Source organism: Luteimicrobium sp. DT211, assembly GCF_049844995.1.
GTDB lineage: Bacteria > Actinomycetota > Actinomycetes > Actinomycetales > Cellulomonadaceae > Luteimicrobium.
Window position 1 is genome coordinate 1 of the sequence record NZ_JBNCMC010000007.1, and the last position, 24,888, is coordinate 24,888.

At 72.7% G+C, this 24,888-nt stretch carries 19 protein-coding genes; 6 read left to right on the forward strand and 13 right to left on the reverse strand.

Annotated elements, in window-relative coordinates:
* Positions 1–100 precede the first annotated feature (100 nt).
* The 11 genes from ACLQ14_RS15345 to ACLQ14_RS15395 all read right to left on the reverse strand — a co-directional run bounded on the left by ACLQ14_RS15345 (position 101) and on the right by ACLQ14_RS15395 (position 9,729).
* The gene (locus ACLQ14_RS15345) at positions 101–421 is read right to left on the reverse strand and encodes an AzlD domain-containing protein (protein WP_425814544.1); all 321 of its coding nucleotides are present in this window, start codon (positions 419–421) and stop codon (positions 101–103) included.
* Positions 418–1,113 (reverse strand): AzlC family ABC transporter permease, encoded by a 696-nt coding sequence (locus tag ACLQ14_RS15350; protein ID WP_425814546.1) that lies wholly within the window; start codon positions 1,111–1,113, stop codon positions 418–420. The genes ACLQ14_RS15345 and ACLQ14_RS15350 overlap by 4 nt, the downstream gene beginning before the upstream one ends.
* Positions 1,114–1,150: 37 nt before the next feature.
* A complete protein-coding gene (locus ACLQ14_RS15355) occupies positions 1,151–1,765 on the reverse strand; it encodes a TIGR00645 family protein (protein WP_425814548.1) in 615 nt (204 codons plus the stop codon).
* Positions 1,766–1,837: 72 nt separating this feature from the next.
* The gene (locus ACLQ14_RS15360) at positions 1,838–3,097 is read right to left on the reverse strand and encodes an ABC transporter permease (protein WP_425814550.1); all 1,260 of its coding nucleotides are present in this window, start codon (positions 3,095–3,097) and stop codon (positions 1,838–1,840) included.
* Positions 3,094–3,789, reverse strand: coding sequence for an ABC transporter ATP-binding protein (locus ACLQ14_RS15365; RefSeq protein ID WP_425814552.1), 696 nt, complete (start codon positions 3,787–3,789; stop codon positions 3,094–3,096). Before ACLQ14_RS15365 ends, ACLQ14_RS15360 begins: the two co-directional genes overlap by 4 nt.
* Positions 3,786–5,045, reverse strand: coding sequence for a peptidoglycan-binding protein (locus ACLQ14_RS15370; RefSeq protein WP_425814554.1), 1,260 nt, complete (start codon positions 5,043–5,045; stop codon positions 3,786–3,788). Before ACLQ14_RS15370 ends, ACLQ14_RS15365 begins: the two co-directional genes overlap by 4 nt.
* 95 nt (positions 5,046–5,140) lie before the next feature.
* Entirely contained in the window at positions 5,141–6,049 is a 909-nt protein-coding gene (locus tag ACLQ14_RS15375; RefSeq protein WP_425814556.1) for a hypothetical protein, read from the reverse strand.
* A gap of 90 nt (positions 6,050–6,139) precedes the next feature.
* Positions 6,140–6,565 (reverse strand): peptidase inhibitor family I36 protein, encoded by a 426-nt coding sequence (locus ACLQ14_RS15380; RefSeq protein ID WP_425814558.1) that lies wholly within the window; start codon positions 6,563–6,565, stop codon positions 6,140–6,142.
* A gap of 176 nt (positions 6,566–6,741) precedes the next feature.
* Entirely contained in the window at positions 6,742–7,677 is a 936-nt protein-coding gene (locus tag ACLQ14_RS15385) for a hypothetical protein (RefSeq protein ID WP_425814560.1), read from the reverse strand.
* Between the two features lie 103 nt (positions 7,678–7,780).
* A complete protein-coding gene (locus ACLQ14_RS15390; protein ID WP_425814562.1) occupies positions 7,781–8,425 on the reverse strand; it encodes a response regulator in 645 nt (214 codons plus the stop codon).
* Complete coding sequence (locus ACLQ14_RS15395; RefSeq protein WP_425814564.1) at positions 8,422–9,729, reverse strand: sensor histidine kinase; 1,308 nt, start codon at positions 9,727–9,729, stop codon at positions 8,422–8,424. Before ACLQ14_RS15395 ends, ACLQ14_RS15390 begins: the two co-directional genes overlap by 4 nt.
* Positions 9,730–9,940: 211 nt before the next feature.
* Between ACLQ14_RS15395 and ACLQ14_RS15400 the strand changes: the two genes are divergently transcribed.
* Positions 9,941–14,098: a S8 family serine peptidase gene (locus tag ACLQ14_RS15400; protein WP_425814566.1), complete on the forward strand. Its 4,158-nt coding sequence runs from the start codon at positions 9,941–9,943 to the stop codon at positions 14,096–14,098.
* A 128-nt stretch (positions 14,099–14,226) separates the two neighbouring features.
* On the opposite strand, the gene ACLQ14_RS15405 is transcribed toward ACLQ14_RS15400, so the two are convergent.
* Positions 14,227–15,735, reverse strand: coding sequence for an NAD-dependent succinate-semialdehyde dehydrogenase (locus tag ACLQ14_RS15405; protein WP_425814568.1), 1,509 nt, complete (start codon positions 15,733–15,735; stop codon positions 14,227–14,229).
* A 140-nt stretch (positions 15,736–15,875) separates the two neighbouring features.
* Here ACLQ14_RS15405 and dapA point away from each other — a divergent pair, with 140 nt between their 5' ends.
* The 3 genes from dapA (at position 15,876) to ACLQ14_RS15420 (ending at position 21,672) form a co-directional block, all read left to right on the forward strand.
* The gene (gene dapA / locus ACLQ14_RS15410) at positions 15,876–16,853 is read left to right on the forward strand and encodes a 4-hydroxy-tetrahydrodipicolinate synthase (protein ID WP_425814570.1); all 978 of its coding nucleotides are present in this window, start codon (positions 15,876–15,878) and stop codon (positions 16,851–16,853) included.
* Positions 16,850–18,535, forward strand: coding sequence for a ribonuclease J (locus tag ACLQ14_RS15415; protein ID WP_425814572.1), 1,686 nt, complete (start codon positions 16,850–16,852; stop codon positions 18,533–18,535). The genes dapA and ACLQ14_RS15415 overlap by 4 nt, the downstream gene beginning before the upstream one ends.
* A gap of 278 nt (positions 18,536–18,813) precedes the next feature.
* Complete coding sequence (locus ACLQ14_RS15420) at positions 18,814–21,672, forward strand: DNA translocase FtsK 4TM domain-containing protein (protein ID WP_425814574.1); 2,859 nt, start codon at positions 18,814–18,816, stop codon at positions 21,670–21,672.
* 528 nt (positions 21,673–22,200) lie between these two features.
* On the opposite strand, the gene ACLQ14_RS15425 is transcribed toward ACLQ14_RS15420, so the two are convergent.
* On the reverse strand, positions 22,201–23,439 hold the full coding sequence (locus ACLQ14_RS15425) for a CapA family protein (protein ID WP_425814576.1): 1,239 nt from the start codon (positions 23,437–23,439) through the stop codon (positions 22,201–22,203).
* A 159-nt stretch (positions 23,440–23,598) separates the two neighbouring features.
* On the opposite strand from ACLQ14_RS15425, the gene pgsA reads away from it, so the two are divergent.
* Positions 23,599–24,216: a CDP-diacylglycerol--glycerol-3-phosphate 3-phosphatidyltransferase gene (gene pgsA, locus ACLQ14_RS15430; RefSeq protein WP_425814578.1), complete on the forward strand. Its 618-nt coding sequence runs from the start codon at positions 23,599–23,601 to the stop codon at positions 24,214–24,216.
* Positions 24,213–24,731 carry a CinA family protein gene (locus tag ACLQ14_RS15435; protein ID WP_425814580.1) on the forward strand — a complete coding sequence of 173 codons (519 nt, stop codon included), beginning with the start codon at positions 24,213–24,215 and terminating at the stop codon, positions 24,729–24,731. The genes pgsA and ACLQ14_RS15435 overlap by 4 nt, the downstream gene beginning before the upstream one ends.
* Positions 24,732–24,888: the final 157 nt, after the last annotated feature.

Genomic DNA, 24,888 nt, shown 5'->3' on the forward strand with positions numbered 1-24,888 from the left:
CCACGATGTCCTGAGACACCCAACCGTCCACGATGTCCTGAGACAGAACCGTCCACGATGTCGTGAGACATCACAGACGGGCCGCCGGTCTACCTCGCGGTCAGGACATGCCCGCGGCGCGCAGCAGCGCGGCGGTGAGCGCTGCCAGCACCACGACGACGATGAACGGCGCCCGCAGCAGGAGCGCCACGGCCGCGACGCCCAGCGCCGGCAGCCGCGCGTCGATCACGAGGTCCTTGCCGGAGGCCACGGTCTGGACGGCGACGAGCGCCGCGAGCAGCGCGACGGTGACGAGCGCCGCCGTCCGGGCGACGCGCGGGTGCGCGGCCCAGCGCCCCGGCACCAGGTGGCCGGCGAGCTTGAGGGCGAGGCACACCGCGCTCGCGACGAGCACGGTGACCCAGATGGTCGTGCCGCTCACGGGCGCTCCTCGGGGCGGACCCGCCATCCGACGACGACGGCGAGAGCGGCCGCGACGAGGACCGGCACCCCGCTGGGCACCACGGGCGTGAGGACGACGGCGACGACGACGGCGCCCACGGCGACCACACGCGCGACGGGCGTCCGCAGTCGCGGCCACAGCAGGGCGAGGAACGCGGCGGAGGCCGCGGCGTCGAGCCCGTAGCGCTTCGGGTCGCCGAGCGCGTTGCCGGCGAGCGCGCCGGCGAGGACGAAGACGTTCCAGAGCACGAACACGCCGGCGCCGGTGAGCCAGAAGCCGAGGCGCGCGAGGCGGACGGTCGGCTGCGCGGTCGCGACGGCGGTGGACTCGTCGATCGTCAGGTGGGCGGCGAGCACCCGCCGCCAGGAGCGGACCGCGAGCAACGGCGAGAGCTGGACGCCGTAGAAGCCGTTGCGGATGCCGAGGACCCCGGCGGTCGCGATGGCCGACGCGGCCGAGCCGCCGGTCCCCACGATCCCGACGAGCGCGAACTGCGACCCGCCGGAGAACATGACGAGGCTGAGCACCACGGCCTGCCACACCGACAGGCCCGCCACGACCGCGAGCGCCCCGAGCGAGATGCCGTACAACCCCGTCGCCACCGACACCGAGATCGCCTGCCGGACGACGGCGCGCTCCTCGGGCGGCGTCGTCGGGCGGGCGGTGGGCACGGGCTGAGCCTACCCAGCCGCGGGGGTCGGGCCACTCTCAGTGCGAGGCGGGTGCCTCGTCGCCGAGCCGCGCGTTGGCGGCGCGCTGGTGCGCGGTGAGCGAGAGCCGGTCGATCCAGGCGAGCGCGAGCGCGGAGAACACGAACGCCAGGTGGATGATCGTCTGCCACATCATCTGCTCGCCGGTGAAGCGCTCGGAGTCGATGAAGGTGCGCAGCAGGTGGATCGACGAGATGCCGATGATCGACATCGCGAGCTTCGTCTTGAGCACGTTGGCGTTGACGTGGCTGAGCCACTCGGGCTCGTCGGGGTGGCCCTGAACCTGCAGCCGTGACACGAAGGTCTCGTAGCCGCCGATGATCACCATGATGAGCAGGTTGGAGATCATGACGACGTCGACGAGGCCGAGGACGGACAGCATGATGTCGGACTCGTCCACGCCGTGGTGGCCGGCGAAAACGCCCTCGGTGAGGTGCCAGAGCTCCTTCATAAACTGCCACACGTAGATCGCCTGCGCCACGATCAGGCCGAAGTACAGCGGTGCCTGCAGCCAGCGGGACGCGAAGATCGCGTAGCCGAGCCCGATGGTGGGCGGGCGGCGCCGGGCAGGCGCGGGAGAGTCGGGGGTCGGGCGGTCGAGGACGTCGGCCACGGGGCTCTCCTGGTTTTCGGGGAGGGTGATCGTAGCAAGGTGAGCCTGCCCTTCCCTGGATGCCCGCCCGGGTCAGTCGGCACGGATGGCGAGGGCAGGACTGACGCGCCCGGCGCGCAGGGCCGGGTAGGCGGACGCAGCGACCCCGACGACGGCGCCCAGGACCGGCCCGACGGCGGCCAACCAGGGCGCGAGCCGGGCCGACCAGTCGTTGGCGGCGGCCACGGCGACCGTGGCAGCGAGCCCGAAGGCGCTCCCCGCGACGCCGCCGAGGAATCCGGTGACCGCGCCCTCGCACCAGAACACGGCGGACACCGCTGACCTCGACGCACCCAGCGCGCGACGCAGCCCGATCTCGGGGGTTCGTGCGACGACGGCGACGACCATGGCATTGGCGATCAGCAGGGCGGTGAGCGCGAGGAGGAACGCGCCGATCCACGCGCTGAGCCGCCCGAGCTGGTTCGAGACGCCGTGCCGCAGGGAAGCCAGCGACTCGACCTGGGAGGCGGCGAGCCGTTCGGGGGCGTCGGGCCGGACGGCGACACGGATGACGCCGGCGACCCCTGCCCCGGCGCCGGGTGCGGTCCGCACCAGGAGCTGAGCGTCGCCGTCGGACCCGACGACGGCCAGCACGCGCGCGTAGGGGAGCAGGACGGTGCCGGACACGTCCGCGCCGCCGTCTTCGGTGCGCGCGAAGCCCGCGACGCGGTACGTCGTTCCGCCGACGGAGATCGCGTAGCCCGTCGGGTCGGTGGTGACGGGGATCCCGAGCACCTTCGCGGCCTCGACCCCGAGGAACGCGACGGTCTGGTCGGTGCCGAGCAGCCACGCCCTGCCGGTGTCGACGGTGTCATGTGCGGCGTCGAGGTAGCCGGGGACGACGCCCGCGACCGTGAGATGGCGGATGGCGTCGGCGTCGCCACCGGCGGCGGTCCCGGACGGCACCGCCGCCGGTGCGACGGTATCGGGGCCGTGTCCCGACAGGTCGAGGCGGCGCCCGGCAGCGACGACGCCCTGGACGGCGGTGGCGCGCGCCTCGGTGTCGGCGGGGAACACGCCGGCTGGGGCATCCGGGGCACCCCCCTCGGCGGAGCCACCGCCTTCGGCGTCCGCCGCCCCCTGCGCGACGGACACCGTGACCTGGTCGAGCGTCGACGCGGCGAGGTCCGCGCCGATCTGGTGGGCCGCCGTCGTCGAGACCCCGACGGACGCGACGAGCGCTCCCGTGGACAGCGCGACGGCGGCGAGCATGAGCAGGCTGCGAGAACGGCGCGCGGACAGCTCGACGACGACGTCGCGCACGAGGTCGCCCCAGCGCTCGGCCGCCCTCATGCCGCGACCGCCGCAGGAGCGAGGTGACCGGCGTCGAGCACGAGGGCGCGGTCCGCCCAGGCGGCGAGGCGCGGGTCGTGGGTGATGACGACCACGGCTGTGCCGCGGGCGGCCTGCTCGTCGAAGAGTCCGAGCACGGTGTCGGCGTTGGCGCCGTCGAGGTTGCCGGTCGGCTCGTCGGCGAGGAGCACGGGGGGCTGCGTGACGATCGCGCGGGCGATCGCGAGCCGCTGCTTCTCGCCGCCGGAAAGCAGGCGTCCGAGCGAGCCGGCGCGGTGCGTCAGCCCGACGCGCGCGAGGACATCGGCGACGAGGGCGGCGCGCTCGGCGCTCGGCACCCGCGCGACGGCGAGCTTGAGCTCGACGTTCTCCGCGACCGTGCGGTGCCCGAGCACGTGCGAGTCCTGGAACACGAACCCGAGCACGTCGGCGCGCAGGGCGTCGCGGGCGGCGTGCGTGATGTGGGCGGTCTCGTGGCCGGCAAGCGCGTAGCTGCCGGACGACGGCTCGTCGAGCAGGCCGAGGATGTTGAGGAGCGTCGACTTGCCGGCGCCCGAGCGACCGACGATCGCGACCCGCTCGCCCGCGCGGACCTCGAGGTCCACGCCGCGCAGCGCATGCACGGGCCGGACGTCGCCCGCGGGCGCGTACGTCCGGGTCACGGCGGCGGCGCGCAGGACGGGCGCGGTCATGACGCGCCCCCGACGACGACCTTCTCGCCCTGGGCGAGCCCGTCGCCCGTGACCATGGCGTACCCATCGAGCTCGGCTTGCACCGTGACGGTGACGTGGCGCAGTGAGCCCCGCGCAAGGCCTGAAGCTGAGGTCGAGGCTGAACCTCCGGTCGCGAGGACGTAGGTGCCGTCATGATCCTGGCGCAGCGCGACCACGGGCACCGTAAGGCCGTTGGCCGCCTTGGCCTTCGCGCCGGCGGACCGGATCACGACCTTGTCACCGTCCTCGAACGCGGCGTTCTTGCCCGTGGGGAGCTCGATCGCGACGTCGTAGCCTGGGGTCGAGTCGCTGTCGTCGGCGCTGGCCTTCTTGAACGCGCTCACGCTCGTGACCGTCGCGTGGACGGGGTCGCCGGTGGCGGCGACGTCCGCGACCGTCACCCTCGCGCCCTCGGCAAAGGTCTCGGCCTGCCCGACGTCGACGCGCGCCTTCGCGGTCGGGGTGCCGACGCGCAGGGTCGCGACCGAGCCGTCGACGAGCGTGCCGACCTTCTTCACCGCCACGACGCGTGCTCCGGCGGTCGGGACGTCGACGATCTCCGCGTAGGGCAGCGGGGTGTCGGCGGCGCGGCGCGCGGCAGCGAGGTCGGCACCGGAGGCGTGGGCGTCGGACGTGCCGGCGTCGTGCTGTGCCGCGTCCCCGGCCACGCCGTCGACGCTGTCGCCTGCGTCGTCTGCCGCGCCCTGCTGTGCCGACCTTGCGGCCTGCTCCGCGTCGTCGAGCGCGGACTGCGCGTCGGCGGACGGTGCGGGTGCCGTGACCCCGGCGCGGGAGTAAAGGCCGCGGACGGCGGCGGACGTGCCCGCACCGTACGTGCCGTCGGGCGTGCCGCGGTAGAGCCCGAGGGTCGCGAGCGCGTGCTGCAGCGCCTGGACGTCAGGGCCGCTCATCCCGGGGGTGAGGTTCCGGTAGAGGGTGAAGGGCAGCGCGAGAGCGATCACGGGCCGGCCCGAGACCTCGACGAGCGCGTCGCCGGGCGCCAGCCGCGTGCCAGCTTTCGCATCGACCTGCGTGACGACGCTGCGGCCGCCGTCCGAGGCCGGGACGCTGACCTCCAGGGTGGAGCCAGCCGACACGGTCCCGGTCAGTTCGGGGACCTGGGCGGGGAACGAGCGCATCGCGACCGCCGCCGTCACGACGGGGTCGACGCTCGCGCTGGTCGCCTCCTCCCAGGGGGAGTGGACGAACGTCCCGGTCGCGAACGCCGCCGCCATGGCGACGACGCACGTGCCGACCCAGATGGCGATCCAACGGGATCGCGAGCGAGCGCCCGGCAGCCGAGCGGCGCTGTCGCGGGCAAGGTGGCGGGTCACTTGAAGTCCGGGTGGTCGCGCTGGTAGTCCGCGATGACCTTCTTCGCCTTCACGAGCGCGGCGTCGATGCGCTGCCGCTGCGCGACGAGCTCTTTGTGGTATTTCGCGACGGTCGGTGCCTGCGCGTCGGCGACGAGTGCCGACAAACTCTCGACGTAATGGACCTGTGTCTTGCAGGAGACGACCTTAAGGGCTAGAGCGATCTGCTGGGGTGAGATGACGTTGACGTCGGAGCCTCTGACAAAGCCGGGGTTGCCAGGGTCGGGATCGAGATCTGCTGCCTCGAGGCAGGCGTCGTAACTCGACTCCACCTTTTCGGCTGCCTCGCTCGCGAGAGCGCTGTCCGTGGCGGCGTTCGCGGCCTTCGCCCATGGGCCATTTGGAGCGATTGTGCGCGAGTCGAACGCCTTGGCGTGCGCGTGGCAAGCGTCCACCACGTTCCATTCCCCGTCGGTTAGCTTGCCGTTGTTTCGGGACGCAAGCGTGCCGCGGTGGGTGACATGTGGAGCTCCCTTGATGCCGTTTGCTACGAGGTCGGCGTCCGACTGGGCGCCAACAAAGCCATACTTCTCGGCGTATTCTTTGACCCAGACCCCAAAGTAGTTCGACGTGATGTTCGCGATATCGTGGGTCGGTGCAGACGGGTAGAACCGAACCCCCTGCTCGTTAGCGCATTCAGCGACTTTGATGGTGTAGGCCGATGTGAGAGTCTCATCTTCATCCGCGGAAACCGCGAACTGCTCGACTGGAAAACGGATTATCCCGAGCTTCTTGTCGAGTCTCGTCTCTACGCTGTTCTGTCCATCAGCATTCGAGTCATGGGCTGAACACGAACTGAGGGCAATGCTTGCCAGAGATGTCATGACGATTGTCATGACGAGCCGCTGGTGGAACTTTGGCTGCATGATGTGTATCCAATCTGCACCTGAGGAGAACGGTCTCCGGGGCCCGGAGCCCGGGGCCCGAGGCACTGGACCTCGGGCCCCGGAAACATGTCAGCTGCTGCAGCCGCTGAACTTGTAGCTGCTGATCCGGTTGTCCCAGTTCTCGCCCGCGTTGGTTCCCTTGCCTGCTCCGTTAGTCAGGTTGGGGTCTTGATAGTTTGCGGTCACGAGGGACTTGCTGTTGAGGTAGAAGTAGGCGCCGCTCCTCGTCGAGGTGTCGTAGTAGTAGGTCGAGCTGCAGGAGCCGCCGTTCGCCTCCGCGGAGCTCGTCGTGTCGTTGAGCTTGGTCCCGACGAGGCTGTCGTAATCGGCCGACTTGCCGATGTACGTTCCCGAGTAGTTGTCCTCCATCCAGAGGCAGGTGTAACCGACGTTGCAGTCCGCTGCCGCCTGTGCCGGCACGGCCGCACCGATTCCGACGAGCAGCATGCCCACGAATGCGACGGCCAGAGCCACCGCCTTCTTGCTGATTCCCATTGCTGTCCTTTCGTAACGCCCGACCGACTGCGCCGGTACTTGAGGCGCACGTCAGATCCTGGCGTCAGATGATTGGCCGAGGTAGCCGCCGATGGGGGGAGTTGTTTGTGGTGTCAGGGGATGCCAGAGGGCTCGCTGGTGGGAACTTCGCCCCCCCTCGACTGGGTGACGGCTACTCACCCGGTCGGTCGCACGTCAGGACTCGCCGCCAGGTACTTCTTCGCGTCCGCGACGACGCCGTCGATCTTCGCCTTGCGTGCCGTGAGCTCGTGGGAGTACTTCTCGACGATCGGGGCCTCGAGCCTCGCCTCGATGTCGGCGAGCCGCTGTGCGTAGCGCACCTGGGCCTTGCAGCGCACGACGGTGAGCGCGAGCGAGATCTGCTGCGCATCGAGGACGGAGGGGTCGGCGCCTTTCGCCCAGCCGAGCCGGTCGGGGTCCGGCTCCACGCCGGCCGACCGCAGGCACGCGTCGTAGTCGTCCTCGACGGGGCGGGTCGCGTCGGAGGTGGCGCTGTGATCGTCCACGGTGGGAAAGGTCTTCTCGTGTGCGGTCTGGAGAGCGAGGTCCCACGGGCCTTGCGGAGTGAGTCGGCTCAGGTCGAACCGCGTCGCGTCAGGGCCGGCCGCGCATGCCTGGACGATCTTCTGCTGGGCGTCGTCGAGGGTGGCGTTCGGCGAGCCCTTCTCGCCGGGCAGCCGCTGGGCTTCGGGACTGTCAGGGTGGGTCTGGCGTTGGACGTCCGTGGGCGACGACGGCTTCAGGAAGCCGAACTTGTTCGCGTTCGCTTCGACCCACGGACCCTCGACCGGCCCGACACGAAGGTCGTACCTGGAGTCCGCGAAGTACGGGTCCCACGTCACCCCCCGCTTCTTGGCGCACAGCGTCATGGCGACCTGCTGGGCGTCCGCAGTGACCGCGTCATCCTCCGGGCTGTCGCGGAACCGGTCCATCGGCTCGACGACCGTCCCGTGCGTGAGGTCGACGTCGGCCGTGAGGTCGAGGCCGCTCACGGGAGCGGGCGCGTCGTGCGAGCAGGCGCCCAGCGCGCCGGCGAGTGCGATGGCGAGGACCGCAGCGAGCGCGGACGCGGCAGGACGGGTCGAGGTCATGCCTCGAGCCTCGCGTCCGGGACCCGCTGGGCGACACCCGCGGCGGCGGGATCTTGGGCCGCCGACCGGGGGAGATCACCCCGCGTTCTTGGGGAGCGGCAGGCTATGCGACGAGGCCGCTGCGGTAGGCCGCGATGACGAGCTGCATGCGGTCCCGCTGCCCGGTCTTGCGGAGGATCTCGGACACGTGGGACTTCACGGTCTGGTCTCCGATGAACAGCTTGCGCGCGATCTCCGGGTTCGACAGGCCCTCGGCGATCGCGAGGAGCACGTCGTGCTCGCGGGGCGTGAGGTCGTCGAGCCCGGGGAGTGCGGCGCGTGCGGGTTCGCGGGCGACGAAGTCGTGCACGAGCCTCGTCGTCACCCCCGGTCCGAGGAGCATCGACCCCTCGGCGACCAGCCTCACGCCCTCGACGAGCCGCTCGGGTCCGACGTCCTTGAGCAGGAATCCGCTCGCCCCGGCCCGGAGCGCGTCGTAGACGTACTCGTCGAGGTCGAACGTCGTGAGGATGAGCACGCGCGTGCCCGGGTGCCGCTCGGCGACGAGCTGGGTGGCGCCGATGCCGTCGAGCACAGGCATCCGGACGTCGACGACAGCCACATCCGGCTTGGTGCGCCCGACGAGCTCGAGCAGGCTCGCTCCGTCGGGCGCGGTGCCGACCACGTCGAGCCCGTCAGCGGCGTCGATGATCGCCGCGAACGCCGCGAGGACGACGGGCTGGTCGTCGGCGACCACGACGGTCGTCATCGCGAGATCACCGCCTGCCGGTCGAGCGGGATCGTGGCGACGACCCGGAAGACTCCGTCGCTCGCGCCGACCGCGAGCGCGCCGCCGAGCGCCTCGACGCGCTCGCGCATGCCGATGAGCCCCCGTCCGCCACCGTCACCGTGGGTAGCCGCCGAGCCTGGAGAGACCGGGTTCGTCACGGTCAGACCGGCGACGTCGCCGACGCGCGTGAGCGCGAGCCCGACCGGCTGGTTCGGGGCGTGCCTCCGCGCGTTGGTCAGGGCCTCCTGCGCGGCGCGGTAGAGCGCGTACCCCGCAGGCACGGGGAGCGATGCCGCGACATCGGAAGTGCCGTCCGCGAGCGTGACCTGTTGGCCTGCCTCGCGCGCCTGCTCGACGAGCGCGAGCGTGTCCGCGGCGGTCGGCTGCGGAGCGCGCACGTCAGGATCGGCGTCCTCGCTGCGGCGCAGTACCGCGAGCACCAGGCGCAGCTCGCCCAGCGCGCCCCGCGCGTCCTGGCCGATCGCCTTCAGCACAGTCCGCGCGTCGTCGTCGATACCGGGGTACTGGAAGGGTGCGCCGTCCGCCCTGGCGACCACGAGCGAGATGTGGTGGGCGACGACGTCGTGCAGGTCGCGCGCGAGTCTCGCCCGTTCCGCCGCGGCCGACTCGACCTCGGTGGCACGCTGCATGAGCACCGTGGCCTCGTCGCTGCGGGCTCGGGTGCGGCGGGCGAAGCCGAGCACCGACGACCCGCCGACGGCGACGGCGACGACGCCCACGTAGGTGCCGAGCGTCACCAACCGGCCGCCCCAGTCGTAGCCCGCGACCGTGGCCGAGGGGTGCGACGGGACCAGTTCGTAGACGTTCAGAGTCGCAAACACGACGCTGACGACGACCGTGACCGCGACGGCGGGAACCGCGCGGCGCGGCGCGTCGTAGGCGATCACGACGCCCACCGCTAGGGCCGCAGTCAGCCACGCGCGCTGGTACGAGTCGGTCGTCGGGATGGTCAGGAACGGGAGTGTGACCAGGATCGTGGCGAGCACGGGATAGCGCCGTGAGACGGAGACGCCCACGATCGCGAGCATGCTGGCGAACGCCGAGAGAGCGTAGAAGCCGCCACGCCCGTCGCCGAGCACCGAAGCGACGGGGCCGCGGATACCGGACAGCGTCCAATCGATCGGCGTGCCCACGACGGGGATGAGTGGCGTGAGGAGCACCAGGACGCCGGTCACGAGCGCCAGCGCGCCGGGCACCAGCCACGTCCACAGGTTCCGCGCGCCCGGGCGTGCGCGCTCGGCGGTCGGGGCGATGGCACTCACGCCTGACATGATCCGACATCACGCGACGGCGCCACCACACCGCACCGGTGGGCGAGCCTCCCCCGACCGGGGGAGGCGCTGGCGCGTTCCGGACATGGCAGGTTCTCGCCAGCCCCCACGAGCCGGATCGGTTCGAACCGATGCGAGCCTTTTCCTGGACACCGACTCGTCACCCGCCAGACACCAGGCCAGACACCCAGGAGACCCCATCGTGACAACCCGAGGAAGAGCGCGCGGCACCTTGGCCGCGCTGCTGGCCTCCGCGCTCGTCGGCGGCGTGCTGCCGGCCGCGGCGGCCGCTGGCGGCACCGAGCCCGACCCGACGACGGCCCAGCGGCTCCTGAGCGGCCTCGACAGCGACGAGCGGGCGGCGCTCGACCGCGTCGCCGGCCAGCAGGTCGGGGCGCTGCACTTCGACGACGCGAAGGCCAAGAAGGCGCTGTCGAGCGACGACCCGGTCAAGGTCATCGTCGGCTTCAAGCAGCAGCCGGCCGAGACGTCGCGCCTGCTGGCCGCCGAGGCCGGGCAGGACCAGAGCAAGGCCGAGGCCGACGCAGCCGTGAAGGCGTCCCACGACCGGTTCTCGAAGGACCTGACTGAGCTCCTCCCGACCCAGGCGCGCAGCACGCCCGAGTACAAGGTCGCCACCACGTACACGGACGCGTTCAACGGCGTCGCCATGACGCTCCCCGGCGACGACGTCGCCACGCTCCTCGACTCCGACGAGGTCGCGGGCGTGTGGCCCGACGCCACGGTCACCGTGCAGGACGTCGCGACCGACGTCGGGGCCGCGGCGGCCGCAACCACGACGGCCGTCACCACGACGAAGCCGACCGCGGCGTCGACGACGCGCAGCCAGACGGACATCGCGCAGGGCATCACGCAGCTTCACAGCGACGGCGTGACGGGCAAGGGCGTCAAGGTCGGCATCATCGACACGGGGATCGACTACGACCACCCCGACCTCAAGGCGGTCTACGCGGGCGGGTACGACTTCGTCGACCACGACTCCGACCCGATGGAGACCACCTACGCCCAGTGGAAGGCGTCCGGCCAGGTCGAGACGAACTCCGGCGGCGAGACCTACTACACGGAGCACGGCACCCACGTCGCCGGCATCATCGCGGGGCAGGCCGCGGCCTCGAAGGCGATCGGCGCGCACGGCGTCGCGCCCGGCGTGCAGCTCTACTCCTACCGCGTGCTCGGCCCGTACGGCAGCGGCTCGACGAGCGCGATCATCTCGGCCATGGGTCGCGCGCTCGACGACGGCGTGAAGGTCGTCAACATGTCGCTCGGCGCGGCGATCAACGACCCCCTGAACCCGGAGTCGACCGCCGCGGACAACCTCGCGCTCGCCGGCGTCACGACCGCGATCGCGGCCGGTAACTCCGGCCCGGGCTCGTACACGCTCGGTTCGCCGGGCGCCGCTCCGCTGGCGCTGACGGTCGGCGCCAACGACACCCCGCTCGAGCTGCCCGCGTTCACCGCGACGGTCGGCACGGCGACGGCCCACGTCCGCGTGCTGGCCCAGACCTACTCGGGCGAGCTCGCGTCCCTGACCGACGGCACGGGCCACCCGCTCGTCGACGTCGGCACGGGCACAGCAGCCGGGTACGCCGGCAAGGACGTGAAGGGCAAGGTCGTCGTCGTCCAGCGCGGCGGCATCACCCTCAACGAGAAGGTCCTGCGGGCCGCGACGGCGGGCGCCGCGGGCGTCCTGCTCGTCGACGACAACGCCACCGAGGGCCACATCCCCTACTACCTCGGGGAGAGCCAGACCTTCGTCCCGACGTTCTCCGTGACCGCCGCCGACGGCGCAGCCCTGCGTGCGGCGATGGCCACCGGGGCGCAGGTGGCGTTCGCCGCGGACGGCACGTTCACGCTCGGGGGCGACTCGCTCGCGTCGTTCAGCTCGCGCGGCCCGGTCTACGGCACCGACGCGATCAAGCCCGAGGTGACCGCCCCGGGCGTCGCCTACCTGTCCTCGATCCCGGCGGACGTCGTCGACCACACCGGGCAGGACTACACCTACGCCTACGCGCGCCTGCAGGGCACGTCGATGGCCACCCCGTACGTCGCCGGGGCAGCCGCGCTGCTGCTCCAGGCGCACCCGGGCATGACGCCGGCCGAGGTCAAGACGGCCCTCATGAACACGGCCGTGCCGCTCGCCGGGGCCGACTACTCGGTGTTCGACGAGGGCGCGGGCCAGATCGACCCCTACGCCGCCGTCCACGCGACGGTCTCGGCCACGGTCCAGGGGACCGCCGACTACCTGCAGCCCGACGGGACCGTCACGCAGGTCGACGACCCGACCGGCGCGCTGAGCCTCGGCACGTTCGCGCTGGGCAGGGCCGCGAAGGCGTCGCGCACGGTCGTCGTGCGCAACGACTCGAGCCGCGCCGTCGTCTACAGCGTCGACGTCGCGTTCGGGACCGGCGGCGGCGTCTCCTCCGACGCCAAGGCCAACAAGGTCCGGCTGACGACGTTGCCGCTGCTCGTCGTGCCCGCGCACCGGTCCGTGCGTCTCCCGGTCCTGCTGACGGCCCCGAAGACGGCGGCCGCCGGGTACTACGAGGGCACGGTCACGCTGAAGCCCGCGCTGGGCGGCGGGACGAAGGTCCACGTGCCGTTCGGGCTCCGCGTGGTGAAGACGGGCCTCGGCGACATCGACATGCTCAAGTCCGTGCTCAGCACGAACCAGGGCACCGGCGCCGGCCAGGCCGACAGCGGCCAGGCGCAGTTCGACTTCGTGATGGAGGGCCAGCTGCGCAGCGTCGAGGCGCTCGTCGAGAAGACGGACGGCACGCTGCTCGGCTACGTGGCCGGCGCGTCGACCGTCGGGCTGCCGTCCGACACCATGCTCGGCACGTTCGACATCCAGGGCCACTACCTGCCGGTCACGGGCGACGACGTCAGCCCCTTCGACCAGCGCGGCGCCTGGCTCACGGACGGCGCGTACCGCCTGGTGATCGTCGGGACGGACGCGTACGGCAACCAGTACACCAAGCGTGAGCCGATCTACGTCGACACCAAGGCCCCGGCCTACGACGACGGCCTCGACGCAGCGACGAACCCGGCCCAGCCGTACGTCGTCGAGCGCGCCGCGGACGACGCGACGTTCCACGTCTCGGGCACGCTCGACGACGCCGAGGTCCCGGCCATCCAGCACGCCGGCATCTCGCTCGACCAGTCCTCCGGGCGCGTGCTGTGGTCGCAGTACAGCTCGTTCACGCCCGAGGGCACGACGCGGGCCGACGCGAAGGGCGTCGTCGACGGGACGATCGCTCTGCCGGTGTCGGCGCCTGCGGCCAACGTCTGGCTGTGGCCCCAGGACGCGGCGGGCAACCTCGCGACGACGCGGCTCGTCCACGTCGTCAAGAAGGGCACGCTCTACGTGGTGGGCTCGGCGGACAAGGGCTCCGCGGGCCCGGGTGACACCGTGACGTACACGATCACGGCGCACGGCATGACGGACTGGAAGGCGTTCACGTCGCAGGTCCGCTACGATGCCCGCAACCTCGAGCTCGTGTCGGCCGCGCCGACGCCCCAGGCGAAGGCGCTGGGTGCGTCGGACGTCACGCTGACCACCTCGGGTAGCGGGCAGGGCGCGCTCGGAACTGCGGCCATGTCGTTCACCGGTGACCCGGTGACGGCTGACGGTGCGCCGCTCGTGACCTTCACCTACAAGGTGAGGGCGAACCCGGCTGCCTGGACGGCGTCCGCGTCGCTCGACAGCGCGGGCTCCTACGGCACGACCACGGCAGGCGCCAAGGCCCCGCTGAACACGTTCTTCTTCGGCGCCGTCACGATGCGCAACCCGACGGCGTCGGTGAGCGCGCGGCCCGCCGCGCAGGCCCTGCTCACGGACGCGGGCGCGTTCGACTCGAAGCGCGACTACGCGTTGGACGGCATCACCGCCGCCCTGGTCGCGCCGGACGGCACCCGGAAGGACCTCACGCTCGACAGCACGGCGCGGACCGGAGCGTCCGGGCTCGCCCCGAGCCTCACGCCCTACCGGCTCGAGGTCCGGGTGCCCGGCCACTTCACCTGGTACGAGGACCTGACGACGGGCAAGAGCCTCGACGGCGGGATCGCCGGGCAGTCGCTCTCGACCGTGCCGGCCATGGTCGCCGGTGACGTCAACGGCGACGACGTGATCGACGTCCGCGACGCGTACGCGATCTACAAGGCCGCCGGGACGTCGACGCGGGCCGACGACGTGAACCACGACGGGACGGTCGACGCGGCCGACCTGCAGTGGGTCGTCACCAACTACCTCGCGCAGAACACGACGGCCGACCACTTCAGCAAGGCGGTCACGTCGTACCGGGGGCTCACGCTCAACGAGATCGTGGCCAAGATGTCCTGATCGGACGTGCGCCGACGCCCCGGGTCCTCACGAGGGACCCGGGGCGTCGTCGTGTCCGTGGTCGTCCGCCGAGGTAGGGCGGCCCGTACACCTCGGCGACGTCGTCCCGCCGCGGGCGTGCGGGCACCTCAGACGGAGACCGCCGCGTACACCGTCTCCTGGTACTCCTCGATGCCGGCCTCGCCGCCCTCGCGGCCGAGCCCGGACTGCTTGACGCCGCCGAACGGCGCGCTCGCGTCGGACACGAGCCCGCGGTTGATCCCGATCATCCCGGCCTCGAGCTCCTCGGTGAGCCGCAGCGCCCGCCCGACGTCGCGCGTGTACGCGTACGCGACGAGCCCGTACTCGGTCCCGTTCGCGAGCGCCAGGGCCTCCTCGTCCGACCCGAACCGCGTGACCGGCGCGACGGGGCCGAAGATCTCCTCGCGCAGCATCGCGGCGTCGGGCGGGACGTCCCCGAGCACGGTGGGCGCGTAGAAGTACCCGGGGCCGCCGGGGCGCTCGCCGCCGACGAGGACGCGGGCGCCGTCGTCGACGGCGTCCTGGACGAGGCCGCCGACCTTGTCGACGGCCGAGGCCTCGATCAGCGGCCCGACGTCGACCCCTTCCTCGGTCCCGCGGCCCATCCGGCGCTGCCCGACGGCGGTGGCGAGCCGGGAGGCGAACTCGTCGGCGACGGCGTCGTGAACGAGGAAGCGGTTGGCCGCCACGCAGCTCTGGCCCGTGTTGCGGAGCTTGGCGACGAGCGCCCCGGAGACGGCGGCGTCGACGTCCGCGTCCTCGAACACGAGGAAGGGCGCGTTGCCGCCGAGCTCCATGGACGTGCGCAGCACCTGGCCCGCGGACGCCTCGAGGAGGGTGCGGCCCACGGCGGTCGACCCCGTGAACGACAGCTTGCGCAGCCGGGGGTCGACGAGGAGCGGCCCGGTGACGGTGGACGCGGACGACGTCGGGACGACGTTCACCACGCCCACGGGCAGGTCGCGGTCGGCGAGCTCGGAGCGCAGGATCTCGGCGAGCGCGAGCGTCGTGAGCGGGGTGAGCCGCGCCGGCTTGATCACGACCGGGCAGCCGGCCGCGAGCGCCGGGCCGAGCTTGCGCGTGAGCATCGCGATGGGGAAGTTCCACGGCGTGACGAGGAGCACCGGCCCGACGGGTCGCCGCGACACCAGCTGGCGGGCGCCGCCGGCGGGCGCCGGGCGGTACAGGCCGTCGAACCGGACGGCCTGCTCCGCGTACCAGCGCAGGAAGTCCGCGCCGTAGTCGACCTCGGCGCGCGCCTCCGCGAGCGGCTTGCCGCACTCCGCGGTGATGAGGGCCGCGAAGTCCTCGCGGTGGTTCACCACCCGCTGGAACACGGCCCGCAGGAGCTCCGAGCGCTCGCGCGGGGCGACGGCGCGCCAGGCCGGCCAGGCGTCCCACGCGGCGCCGAGCGCCCGGTCCGCGTCGTCGGCGGTGCCGTCGGCGACGTCGAACAGCACCTCCTCGGTCGCGGGGTCGGCGACCTCGAACGTTTCGCCCGACGACGACGGTCCCCACCTCCCACCGACGAGCAGCCCGGTCGGGACGTGGGCCGCGACGTCGGGCGGCAGGGGAGCGGCTCCGGGTGCGGGAAGGACGGGTTGCTGGACGGTCATGGTGCGCCTCCTCGGGCCGTCGTGGCCTGTCCCTCCGAGTATCCGTCCGAGGCCGGAACCAGGCAGGGGGGAGCCGGGCGCCCTGGTCCGGAGGGGATCCGGGCACCAGGATCCGGCGCCTCCCGCGGTAGGTTGGGCCCATGGCCCCCCGCACCGCGCCCGATGCGCCGCGCCGCCCGTTCGGCGCCGTCCTGACCGCGATGGTCACGCCCATGACGCCCGACGGCGCGATCGACCTCGAGGCCGCGGCGCACCTCGCCCGCCATCTGGTCGACGAGGGGAACGACGGGCTCGTCCTCAACGGCACCACCGGCGAGGCCCCGACGACGCACGCGCAGGAGAAGGCGGACCTCGTCGCCGCCGTCGTCGACGCGGTGGGCGACCGGGCGCACGTCGTCGCTGGCGCCGGCTCGAACGACACGGACCACGCGGTGCGCATGGCCGAGCAGGCCGCGGCGGCGGGCGCGGACGGGCTCCTCGTCGTGACGCCCTACTACTCGCGTCCCACGCAGGAGGGCCTCTACCGGCACATGGTGGCGGTCGCCGACGCGACGGACCTCCCGGTCATGGTCTACGACATCCCCGGGCGGGCGGGTCTGCGCATCGCCCCCGCGACCTACGAGCGGCTCGCGGAGCACGAGAGCTTCGTCGCGTCCAAGGACGCGACCGGCGACGTCGCCGGGGCGCTCAAGCTCATCGCCGCGACGGGCTGGGCCTGGTACTCGGGCGACGACGCCCTGCTCCTGCCCTTCCTGTCCGTCGGCGCGGGCGGCATCGTCGGCGTCAGCACGCACGTCGTCGCGCGCGAGTTCGCCGAGGCGGTCCGCGCGTTCGACGCCGGCGACCACGCCGCCGCGCTCGCGATCGTCCGGCGGGTCGTGCCCGTCGTCGACGCGCTCAACGGCGCGGGCGCCCAGGCCGTCATGGCCAAGGCGGCCGTCGAGGCGCTCGGCCTCGCCGGCAACCGCCACCTCCGCCTGCCCAACGTGCAGGCCACCGACGCCGAGGCCGCCGCCGTGCGCGCCGCGATCGAGAGGGCCGGGGTGTTCGACCGGACCGCTCGCCAGAACGACACAGCCCTTTCCCAGCACGAACCGGCCCCGGAGGTCGCCCGATGACACACCTGCACACCGAGCTCGCCCCGCCCCCTCCGCTCGCGAAGGGGGCGCTCCGCGTCGTCGCGCTCGGCGGCCTCGGCGAGGTCGGCCGCAACATGGCCGTCCTCGAGTACGACGGCAAGCTCCTGATCATCGACTGCGGCGTCCTCTTCCCCGAGGACAACCAGCCTGGCGTCGACCTGATCCTCCCCGACTTCGGGTACATCGAGAACCGCCTCCAGGACGTCGAGGCGATCGTCCTCACGCACGGGCACGAGGACCACATCGGCGCCGTGCCCTACCTGCTGCGCCTGCGCCGCGACATCCCGCTCGTGGGGTCGCAGCTCACCCTCGCGTTCGTCGAGGCGAAGCTCAAGGAGCACCGCATCCAGCCCGTGACCCTCGCGGTCAAGGAGGGCCAGGTCGAGCAGCTCGGCGCGTTCCGCTGCGAGTTCGTCGCCGTCAACCACTCGATCCCGGACGCGCTCGCCGTGGCCGTGACGACCGGTGCGGGGACGGTCCTGCACACGGGCGACTTCAAGATGGACCAGCTCCCGCTCGACGGGCGCATCACCGACCTGCGCGCGTTCGCGCGGCTCGGGGAGCGCGGCGTCGACCTCTTCATGGTCGACTCGACCAACGCGGAGGTCCCGGGCTTCGTCACGCCGGAGCGCGAGATCGGGCCCGTGCTCGACTCCGTCTTCGCGGCCAGCGAGCAGCGCATCGTCGTCGCGTCGTTCTCCTCGCACGTCCACCGCGTGCAGCAGGTGCTCGACGCCGCCTACCGGCACGACCGCAAGGTCGCCCTCGTGGGCCGCTCCATGGTCCGCAACATGGGCATCGCGGCCGACCTCGGCTACCTCAAGGTGCCCGAGGGCGTGCTGGTGGACCTCAAGCAGGTCGACCAGCTCCGCGACGACGAGATCGTCCTCATGTGCACGGGCTCGCAGGGCGAGCCCATGGCGGCCCTGTCCCGCATCGCCAACCACGACCACCGCGTCAGCGTCGGCCCCGGCGACACCGTGATCCTCGCGAGCTCGCTCATCCCGGGCAACGAGAACGCCGTCTTCCGGGTCATCAACGGGCTCACGCGCCTCGGCGCACGCGTCGTGCACAGCGGGAACGCCCGGGTGCACGTCTCCGGGCACTCCGGCGCGGGCGAGCTGCTCTACTGCTACAACATCGTCAAGCCCAAGAACGTCATGCCCGTGCACGGCGAGGTGCGCCACCTCGTCGCCAACGCGGCGCTCGCGGTCAAGACCGGCGTCCCGCCGGAGCGCGTCGTGCTCGCCGAGGACGGCGTCGTCGTGGACCTCGTCGACGGCAAGGCGTCCGTGGTGGGCGCGGTGCCGTGCGGGCTGGTGTTCGTCGACGGGTCGAGCATCGGCGAGATCACGGAGGCCGAGCTCAAGGACCGCCGCATCCTCGGCGAGGAGGGCTTCGTGTCCGTCTTCGCGGTCGTCGACTCCGGCACGGGCAAGGTCATCGCCGGGCCGCAGATCCACGCGCGCGGCCTCGCCGAGGACGACAAGGTCTTCGACGGGATCCTGCCCCAGGTGTCGAAGGCGCTCGAGGAGTCGATCGCGTCGGGCGCGACCGACACGTTCCAGCTCCAGCAGGTGATACGGCGCGTGGTCGGCCGCTGGGCCGGCACCAAGCTGCGGCGCCGGCCCATGATCGTGCCGGTGGTCGTGGAGGCCTGAGCGCCCCAACCAGCACGCGAGCGGCGTCGTCGGAAGGTCCGACGGCGCCGCTCGCGGCGTCTCACGGGCGTGCCGGCTGCCGGCTCGCACCCCGGTAACGAGCTCCCACGATCCCGTTCGGGTCGCGGAACTGGCTGTACCGCTCGCCCCACGGGCCCCGACCGCCCGTGGCGGTTGGGGCTCGCGCGCGTCCTGGACGGGCTCGCGGCGCTCTCGCGAGCTGACGACGGCGCGCCTGACCGCTGATCACGGACGTGCCCGCTAGCGTGGAGCGCATCATGGCAGCACGTACGCCCTCATCCCGTGGCTCGCGAGCGACGCCCACCCGCGCGACGGGTGCGCCCCCGCGGGCACGGTCGGCCGCGTCGTCCACGCGCGCGTCGTCGTCGCGGTCGAAGCCCGCGTCCTCCCGCACCCCGGCGTCGAAGGGGACGGCGGCCTCCAAGGGCACGTCCTCGTCCAAGGCCCGTGGCCGCACGACGACGTCGCGCCCCGCCGCGCGCCAGCCCGCGTGGCCCGTGCGGGCGGTGCGCAGCGTCTGGCTCGGCCTCGCGCACGGCCTCGGCGGGGTGACTCGCGGGATCTCGCACGGCGCCAAGGACCTCGACCCGGCCCACCGGCGCGACGGCGTCGCGTTCTTCCTCGTCGCGCTCGCCGTCGTGGTGGCGGCGCGCGAGTGGTGGGGGATCGCCGGCGGGTTCGGCGACGGGGTGCACGCGGTCGTCGCCGGGACGTTCGGCGTCGTCGGGGTCGCGGTGCCCGTGCTGCTGCTGTGGATCGCGGTGCGCCTCATGCGCCATCCCGAGCGCGCCCAGGCGAACGGGAGGGTCGCGATCGGCGTGACCTTCGTCGTCGCGTCGGTGTGCGCGCTCGTCGCGATCGCCGACGACCTCCCCGCGCCCCGCGACGGGTTCGACGGCGTCCGGGACGCGGGCGGCGTGCTCGGCTACCTGCTCGCGACGCCGGTCGCGACGGCGCTGACGCCCTGGTTCGCCGTGCCGATCTTCGTGCTGCTCGGCCTGTTCGGGCTGCTCGTGGTGACCGCGACGCCGGTCCACGCCATCCCGGCGCGGTTCCGCTCCGCCTACCACATGCTCACGGGCTCCGAGCGGGACGAGGAGGCGTGGGAGCCGGACGACGGGCTCGAGCTCGCCGACGGCGTCTCGCGCCACGACGGCACCGACGACGACGCCCGGCCGGGCCGCAAGAAGCGTGAGACGCGGGCGCAGCGCAAGGAGCGCGAGCGCGCGGAGGCCGAGGAGACGGCACGGCTCGCCGGGTACGCCGGCGACGAGGCGTTCGAGCAGGCGGCCGAGATCGAGCACGTGCCCGAGCCGGCCAAGCGTCGCCGGGGCGCGTCCCCGAAGCCCCCGGTCGATCCGCACGACGCGCCGACCCAGGCGATCGCGACCCCGGTCGAGGCGGCCGTCGAGGCGCACGTGCCCCCGCCGCCGCCGGCCCCGCCCGCGGACCGCCCGCCCCTGCCCAAGGGCGAGCAGCCCATGTTCGACGGCGAGACGGTGTACCTGCTGCCGAGCGAGGACGTGCTCGTCAAGGGGCCGCCGCACAAGGTGCGCTCCGCGGCGAACGACCGGGTGGTCGAGTCCCTCACGGGCGTGTTCGAGCAGTTCGACGTCGACGCGCAGGTCACCGGGTTCACGCGCGGCCCGACCGTGACCCGCTACGAGGTCGAGGTCGGCCCGAAGGTCAAGGTCGAGCGGATCACCTCGCTGTCCAACAACATCGCGTACGCGGTCGCGAGCGCCGACGTGCGGATCCTGTCGCCGATCCCCGGCAAGTCCGCGATCGGCATCGAGATCCCCAACACCGACCGCGAGACCGTGGCGCTCGGCGACGTCCTACGCTCGAGCGCGGCCCGCCGCACCGAGCACCCCATGGTCATCGGCGTCGGCAAGGACGTCGAGGGCGGGTACGTCGTCGCGAACCTCGCGAAGATGCCGCACATCCTCGTCGCGGGTGCCACGGGCGCCGGCAAGTCCGTCTTCGTGAACTCGATGATCACGTCGATCCTCATGCGGTCCACGCCGGACCAGGTCCGGATGATCCTCGTCGACCCGAAGCGCGTCGAGCTGACGATCTACGAGGGCATCCCGCACCTCATCACCCCGATCATCACGAACCCCAAGAAGGCCGCCGAGGCGCTCGACTGGGTGGTTCGGGAGATGGACGCGCGCTACGACGACCTTGCGCTGTTCGGGTACAAGCACGTCGACGACTTCAACGCGGCCGTGCGGGCCGGCAAGGTCAAGCCGCTGCCCGGCTCCGAGCGCAAGATCGCGCCCTACCCGTACCTGCTCGTCGTCGTCGACGAGCTCGCGGACCTCATGATGGTCGCGCCGCGCGACGTCGAGGCGTCGATCCAGCGCATCACGCAGCTCGCACGCGCCGCCGGCATCCACCTGGTGCTGGCGACGCAGCGCCCGTCGGTCGACGTCGTCACGGGCCTCATCAAGGCCAACGTGCCGTCGCGGCTCGCGTTCGCCACGAGCTCGCTCGCCGACTCGCGGGTCGTGCTCGACCAGCCCGGGGCCGAGAAGCTGATCGGGCAGGGCGACGCGCTGTTCCTCCCGATGGGCTCGGCCAAGCCCATGCGTGTGCAGGGTGCGTGGGTCGGCGAGTCCGAGGTGCACGCCGTCGTCGAGCACGTCAAGGCGCAGCTCAAGCCCGTGTACCGCCCGGACGTGACCGCGGCGGCCGCGACCAAGAAGCAGGTCGACGAGGACATCGGCGACGACCTCGACCTGCTGCTGCAGGCCGCCGAGCTCGTCGTGACCACGCAGTTCGGCTCGACGTCGATGCTCCAGCGCAAGCTGCGCGTCGGGTTCGCCAAGGCCGGCCGCCTCATGGACCTGCTCGAGTCGCGCGAGATCGTCGGCCCTTCCGAGGGCTCCAAGGCGCGCGAGGTGCTCGTCACCCCCGACGACCTGCCGGGGACCCTCGCGATGCTGCGTGGCGAGCCCGCCGCCGGCGGGGGCGTGTACGACCAGGCGGACGGCGACGGGCCGGTGGACGCCGTCGAGGCGTCACGTCCGCCCGTCGCGCGGGACTACGGCGACGGCTCCGACGAGGCGTCCGACGACGACACCGACGCCTGGTCGCTCACCGGCCGCGGCTGAGCTCAGGGCCCCCGGTCCGTCGTGCGCGGTGGCTGGGGCCGGCGGGGCCGGAGGGGTGCGCGCGGTCTTCCATCCGCCTCGCTCGTTCCTCGCTCGGCTCCCGCCAGGCCCCCCACGACCGCGCGCACCCCTCCAGCCCCACCCGCGCGTCCGTGCCGCCTCCGCAGGCGGCCGGCTCCTCAAACCCGCGGTGACGTGGAGCTCGCCGACGGTGACGTGAGCATACGGTCGGCGACCTCTCACCGTGCCGAGCATGCGAGCAGACCCCTTCTCGACGTCGAGCATGCGGGTGCTCGTATGGTCGGTCGCTCGGATGGTGGTCGTCCGCATGCTCGACGACGGCGCGTGCGGCTGCCGAGGCGAGCTTGCGGACCGAGCGGGTGGGTGCGGGGAGGTCGTGAAGGACGTCAAGGAGCGCGGAGGCCCCCAGGGCCGGAGGGCGACGCAGTCCGAACCGGCTGTCCGCACCCGCCCGTGAACCCGACCACAAGACGCCCGACGCAACCACCGCCGAACGGACCGTCGACGTCAGCTCTTCGGGGCTCCCGCGTGCGGGAGCACGACGGCCACCGTGCCGGCGGTCTTCGGGGCGGTCGTGCGCTCGGGCGCGGCGGTCCCGACGACGTCCTTGACGCGGGAGAGCCGCGCGGCGAGCTCGGCGTGTGACAGCTTGCCGACGCCGCCCTTGCGGCCCAGGACGTCGGGGATCGCGTAGACCCGGTGCCCGCCGGTGCGGTCCACCGTCAGGGGCGTCCACTCGAAGCCGGTCACCCGGGCCGCGGCCCCCGGTGCCTTCGTCACGGTGACGGTGACGAGCAGGCCGGAGTCGGTCTGCGCGACGCAGCAGTCGGAGTCCTGGTTGGAGAGCATGTTGCCCATGCCGTAGGCGACCCACATGCCCCGGCCGCCGACGCCCCCCGACAGCTTGGCGACGGGCTGCGGCACGTGGGCGTGCGCGCCGAGGACCGCGTCGATCTGGCCGGACCGCGCGAGCGCCTTCATGACCTTCTTCTGGTCCGCGGTCGGCGTGGCGTCGTACTCGGTGCCGTCGTGGATGGACGCGAGGACGACGTCCGCGCCCGCCTTGCGGGCCGCCTTGGCCTGGGCCACGAGCCTGGAGGTGTCGATGCGCTCGACCGACCAGGCCTTGCCGCCGGTCTGCGCGAGGTTGTTGAGGCCGAAGGTCGCGGAGAGGTGGGCGACCGTCACGGTCTGCCCGTCGCGCTCGAGCCGGTAGAGCTGCGGGCTCGCGACCTCCTTGGTGGTGCGGCCGGTTCCCGCGTGCCCGAGGTGGTCGGCGTCGAACGTGGCGAGGGTCGCCTTCACGCCGTCGAACCCGCGGTCCATGGAGTGGTTGGACGCGGTCGAGCAGCCGTCCCAGCCCTGCGCGGCGAGGTCCTTCACGAGCGACGGCGGTGCCCCGAAGCTCGGGTAGGTGCTGACGGCCGTCCCGGGCGGCGCGACGGGAACCTCCATGTGGCACAGCGCGAGGTCGGCGCCCTGCACCCAGCGGTCGAGGCCGGACAGCTCGGTCGTGAAGTCGTACGTGCCGTCTGCCTTCGTGGCGTCCTTGACGACGTCGGCGTGCGGCAGCACGTCGCCCGCGGCGACGATCGAGAAGACGGCGTCCTGGGGGGTGGGCGTCGCCGTCGGCGTGGGCTTGACGGTCGCGGACGGCGACGGCGTGGGAGTCAGGAACGCCGCGGGGTCGTGGGTGCCTCCTCCGTGGGCGGAGACGGCCAGGGTGACGAGGACGACGGTCGCCATCACGGCGACGGAACCGGCGAGAAAACGCTGTCCGGTGCGAGAGGGGGCACGTCGCACATGTCGGGGCACCCGCAGACTCTACCTGCGGGCATCGCCCGGCTCCCAGCCGCCTGCCGCCGCCCGGACGGCCCGCGGTCGCCGCTCGCCTACGCTGTGCTGGTGAGCAACTCGGTGCGTGCGCAGTGGAACGTGGCGAACGCGATCACCGTCGTGCGGATCCTGCTCGTGCCGGTGTTCGTGCTGCTCCTCGTCCAGGGCGGGGGCGACGAGGGCCGGGACGCGCCCGGTTGGCGGTGGGCGGCGTTCGTGCTCTTCGGCGTCGCCGCGCTCACCGACCGCGTGGACGGGCAGATCGCGCGCTCCCGGGGCATCGTGACCGAGCTCGGGAAGCTGCTCGACCCGATCGCCGACAAGGCGCTCATGGGGGGCGCGCTCGTGACCCTGTCCGTGCTCGGCGACGTGCCGTGGTGGGTGACGGTCGTGATCCTGGTGCGCGAGGTCGGGATCACGGTGATGCGCCTCGTCGTGATCGACGAGGGGGTCATCCCGGCGTCCCGGGGCGGCAAGCTCAAGACGTTCGTGCAGACCGTGGCGATCGGGCTCTTCGTCGCGCCCCTCGACCACCTGCCGTACGCCGTGACCGTCGTGGCGTGGTGCTTCATGGTGGTCGCGATCGTGCTCACGGTGGCCACGGGCGTCGACTACGTCCTCGGGGTGCGCCGTGCGCACCGGGACCGCGGGGCGCAGAGCGTGGACCCGCGGGGGAGCGGCGCGTGAACGCCGCGCGCACCCCTGCGGCGCAGGTCCTCGAGCTGTGCCGCGCCCAGGGCTGGACGGTGGGCGTGGCGGAGTCTCTCACCGGAGGCGCTCTGACGAGCGCCCTCGTCGAGGTCCCGGGCGCGTCGCTCGTCCTGCGGGGCGGCGTCGTCGCCTACGCGACCGACCTCAAGAACCGGCTCCTGGGCGTCGACGGCGAGCTGCTGGGCAAGCTCGGCGCGGTCGCCGGCCCGACGGCGCTCGCGATGGCCGCCGGGGTCCGACGCGCCACGGGGGCGGACGTGGGCCTCGCGACGACGGGCGTGGCCGGCCCGGACCCGCAGGACGGGCACGCCCCCGGGCTCGTCTTCGTGGCGGTCGTCGGCCCGGGCCGGACGGTCGTGCGCGAGCTCCACCTCGCGGGCGGTCGCGCGGCGGTGCGCGCGGCCGCCGTCGACGCCGCCCTGACGCTGGCGCTCGACGTGCTGCGGGAGGCCGGCCCGGCGGTCGACCCCGAGATTTCGCCGCCGGCGTAGCGCGGAGCGGGGGAAAAGCGTGAGCGCCTCGTGTTCGCGGAACAAGGGGAGACCCTCGTGCGTTAGATTGGCCGTGATCAGTAAAAGGCCGATGAGCAGCAACAGGCCGAAGGGCCGACCGGTCGCCCCGGTGAGCGTCATCTCCGGGTCGCACGGG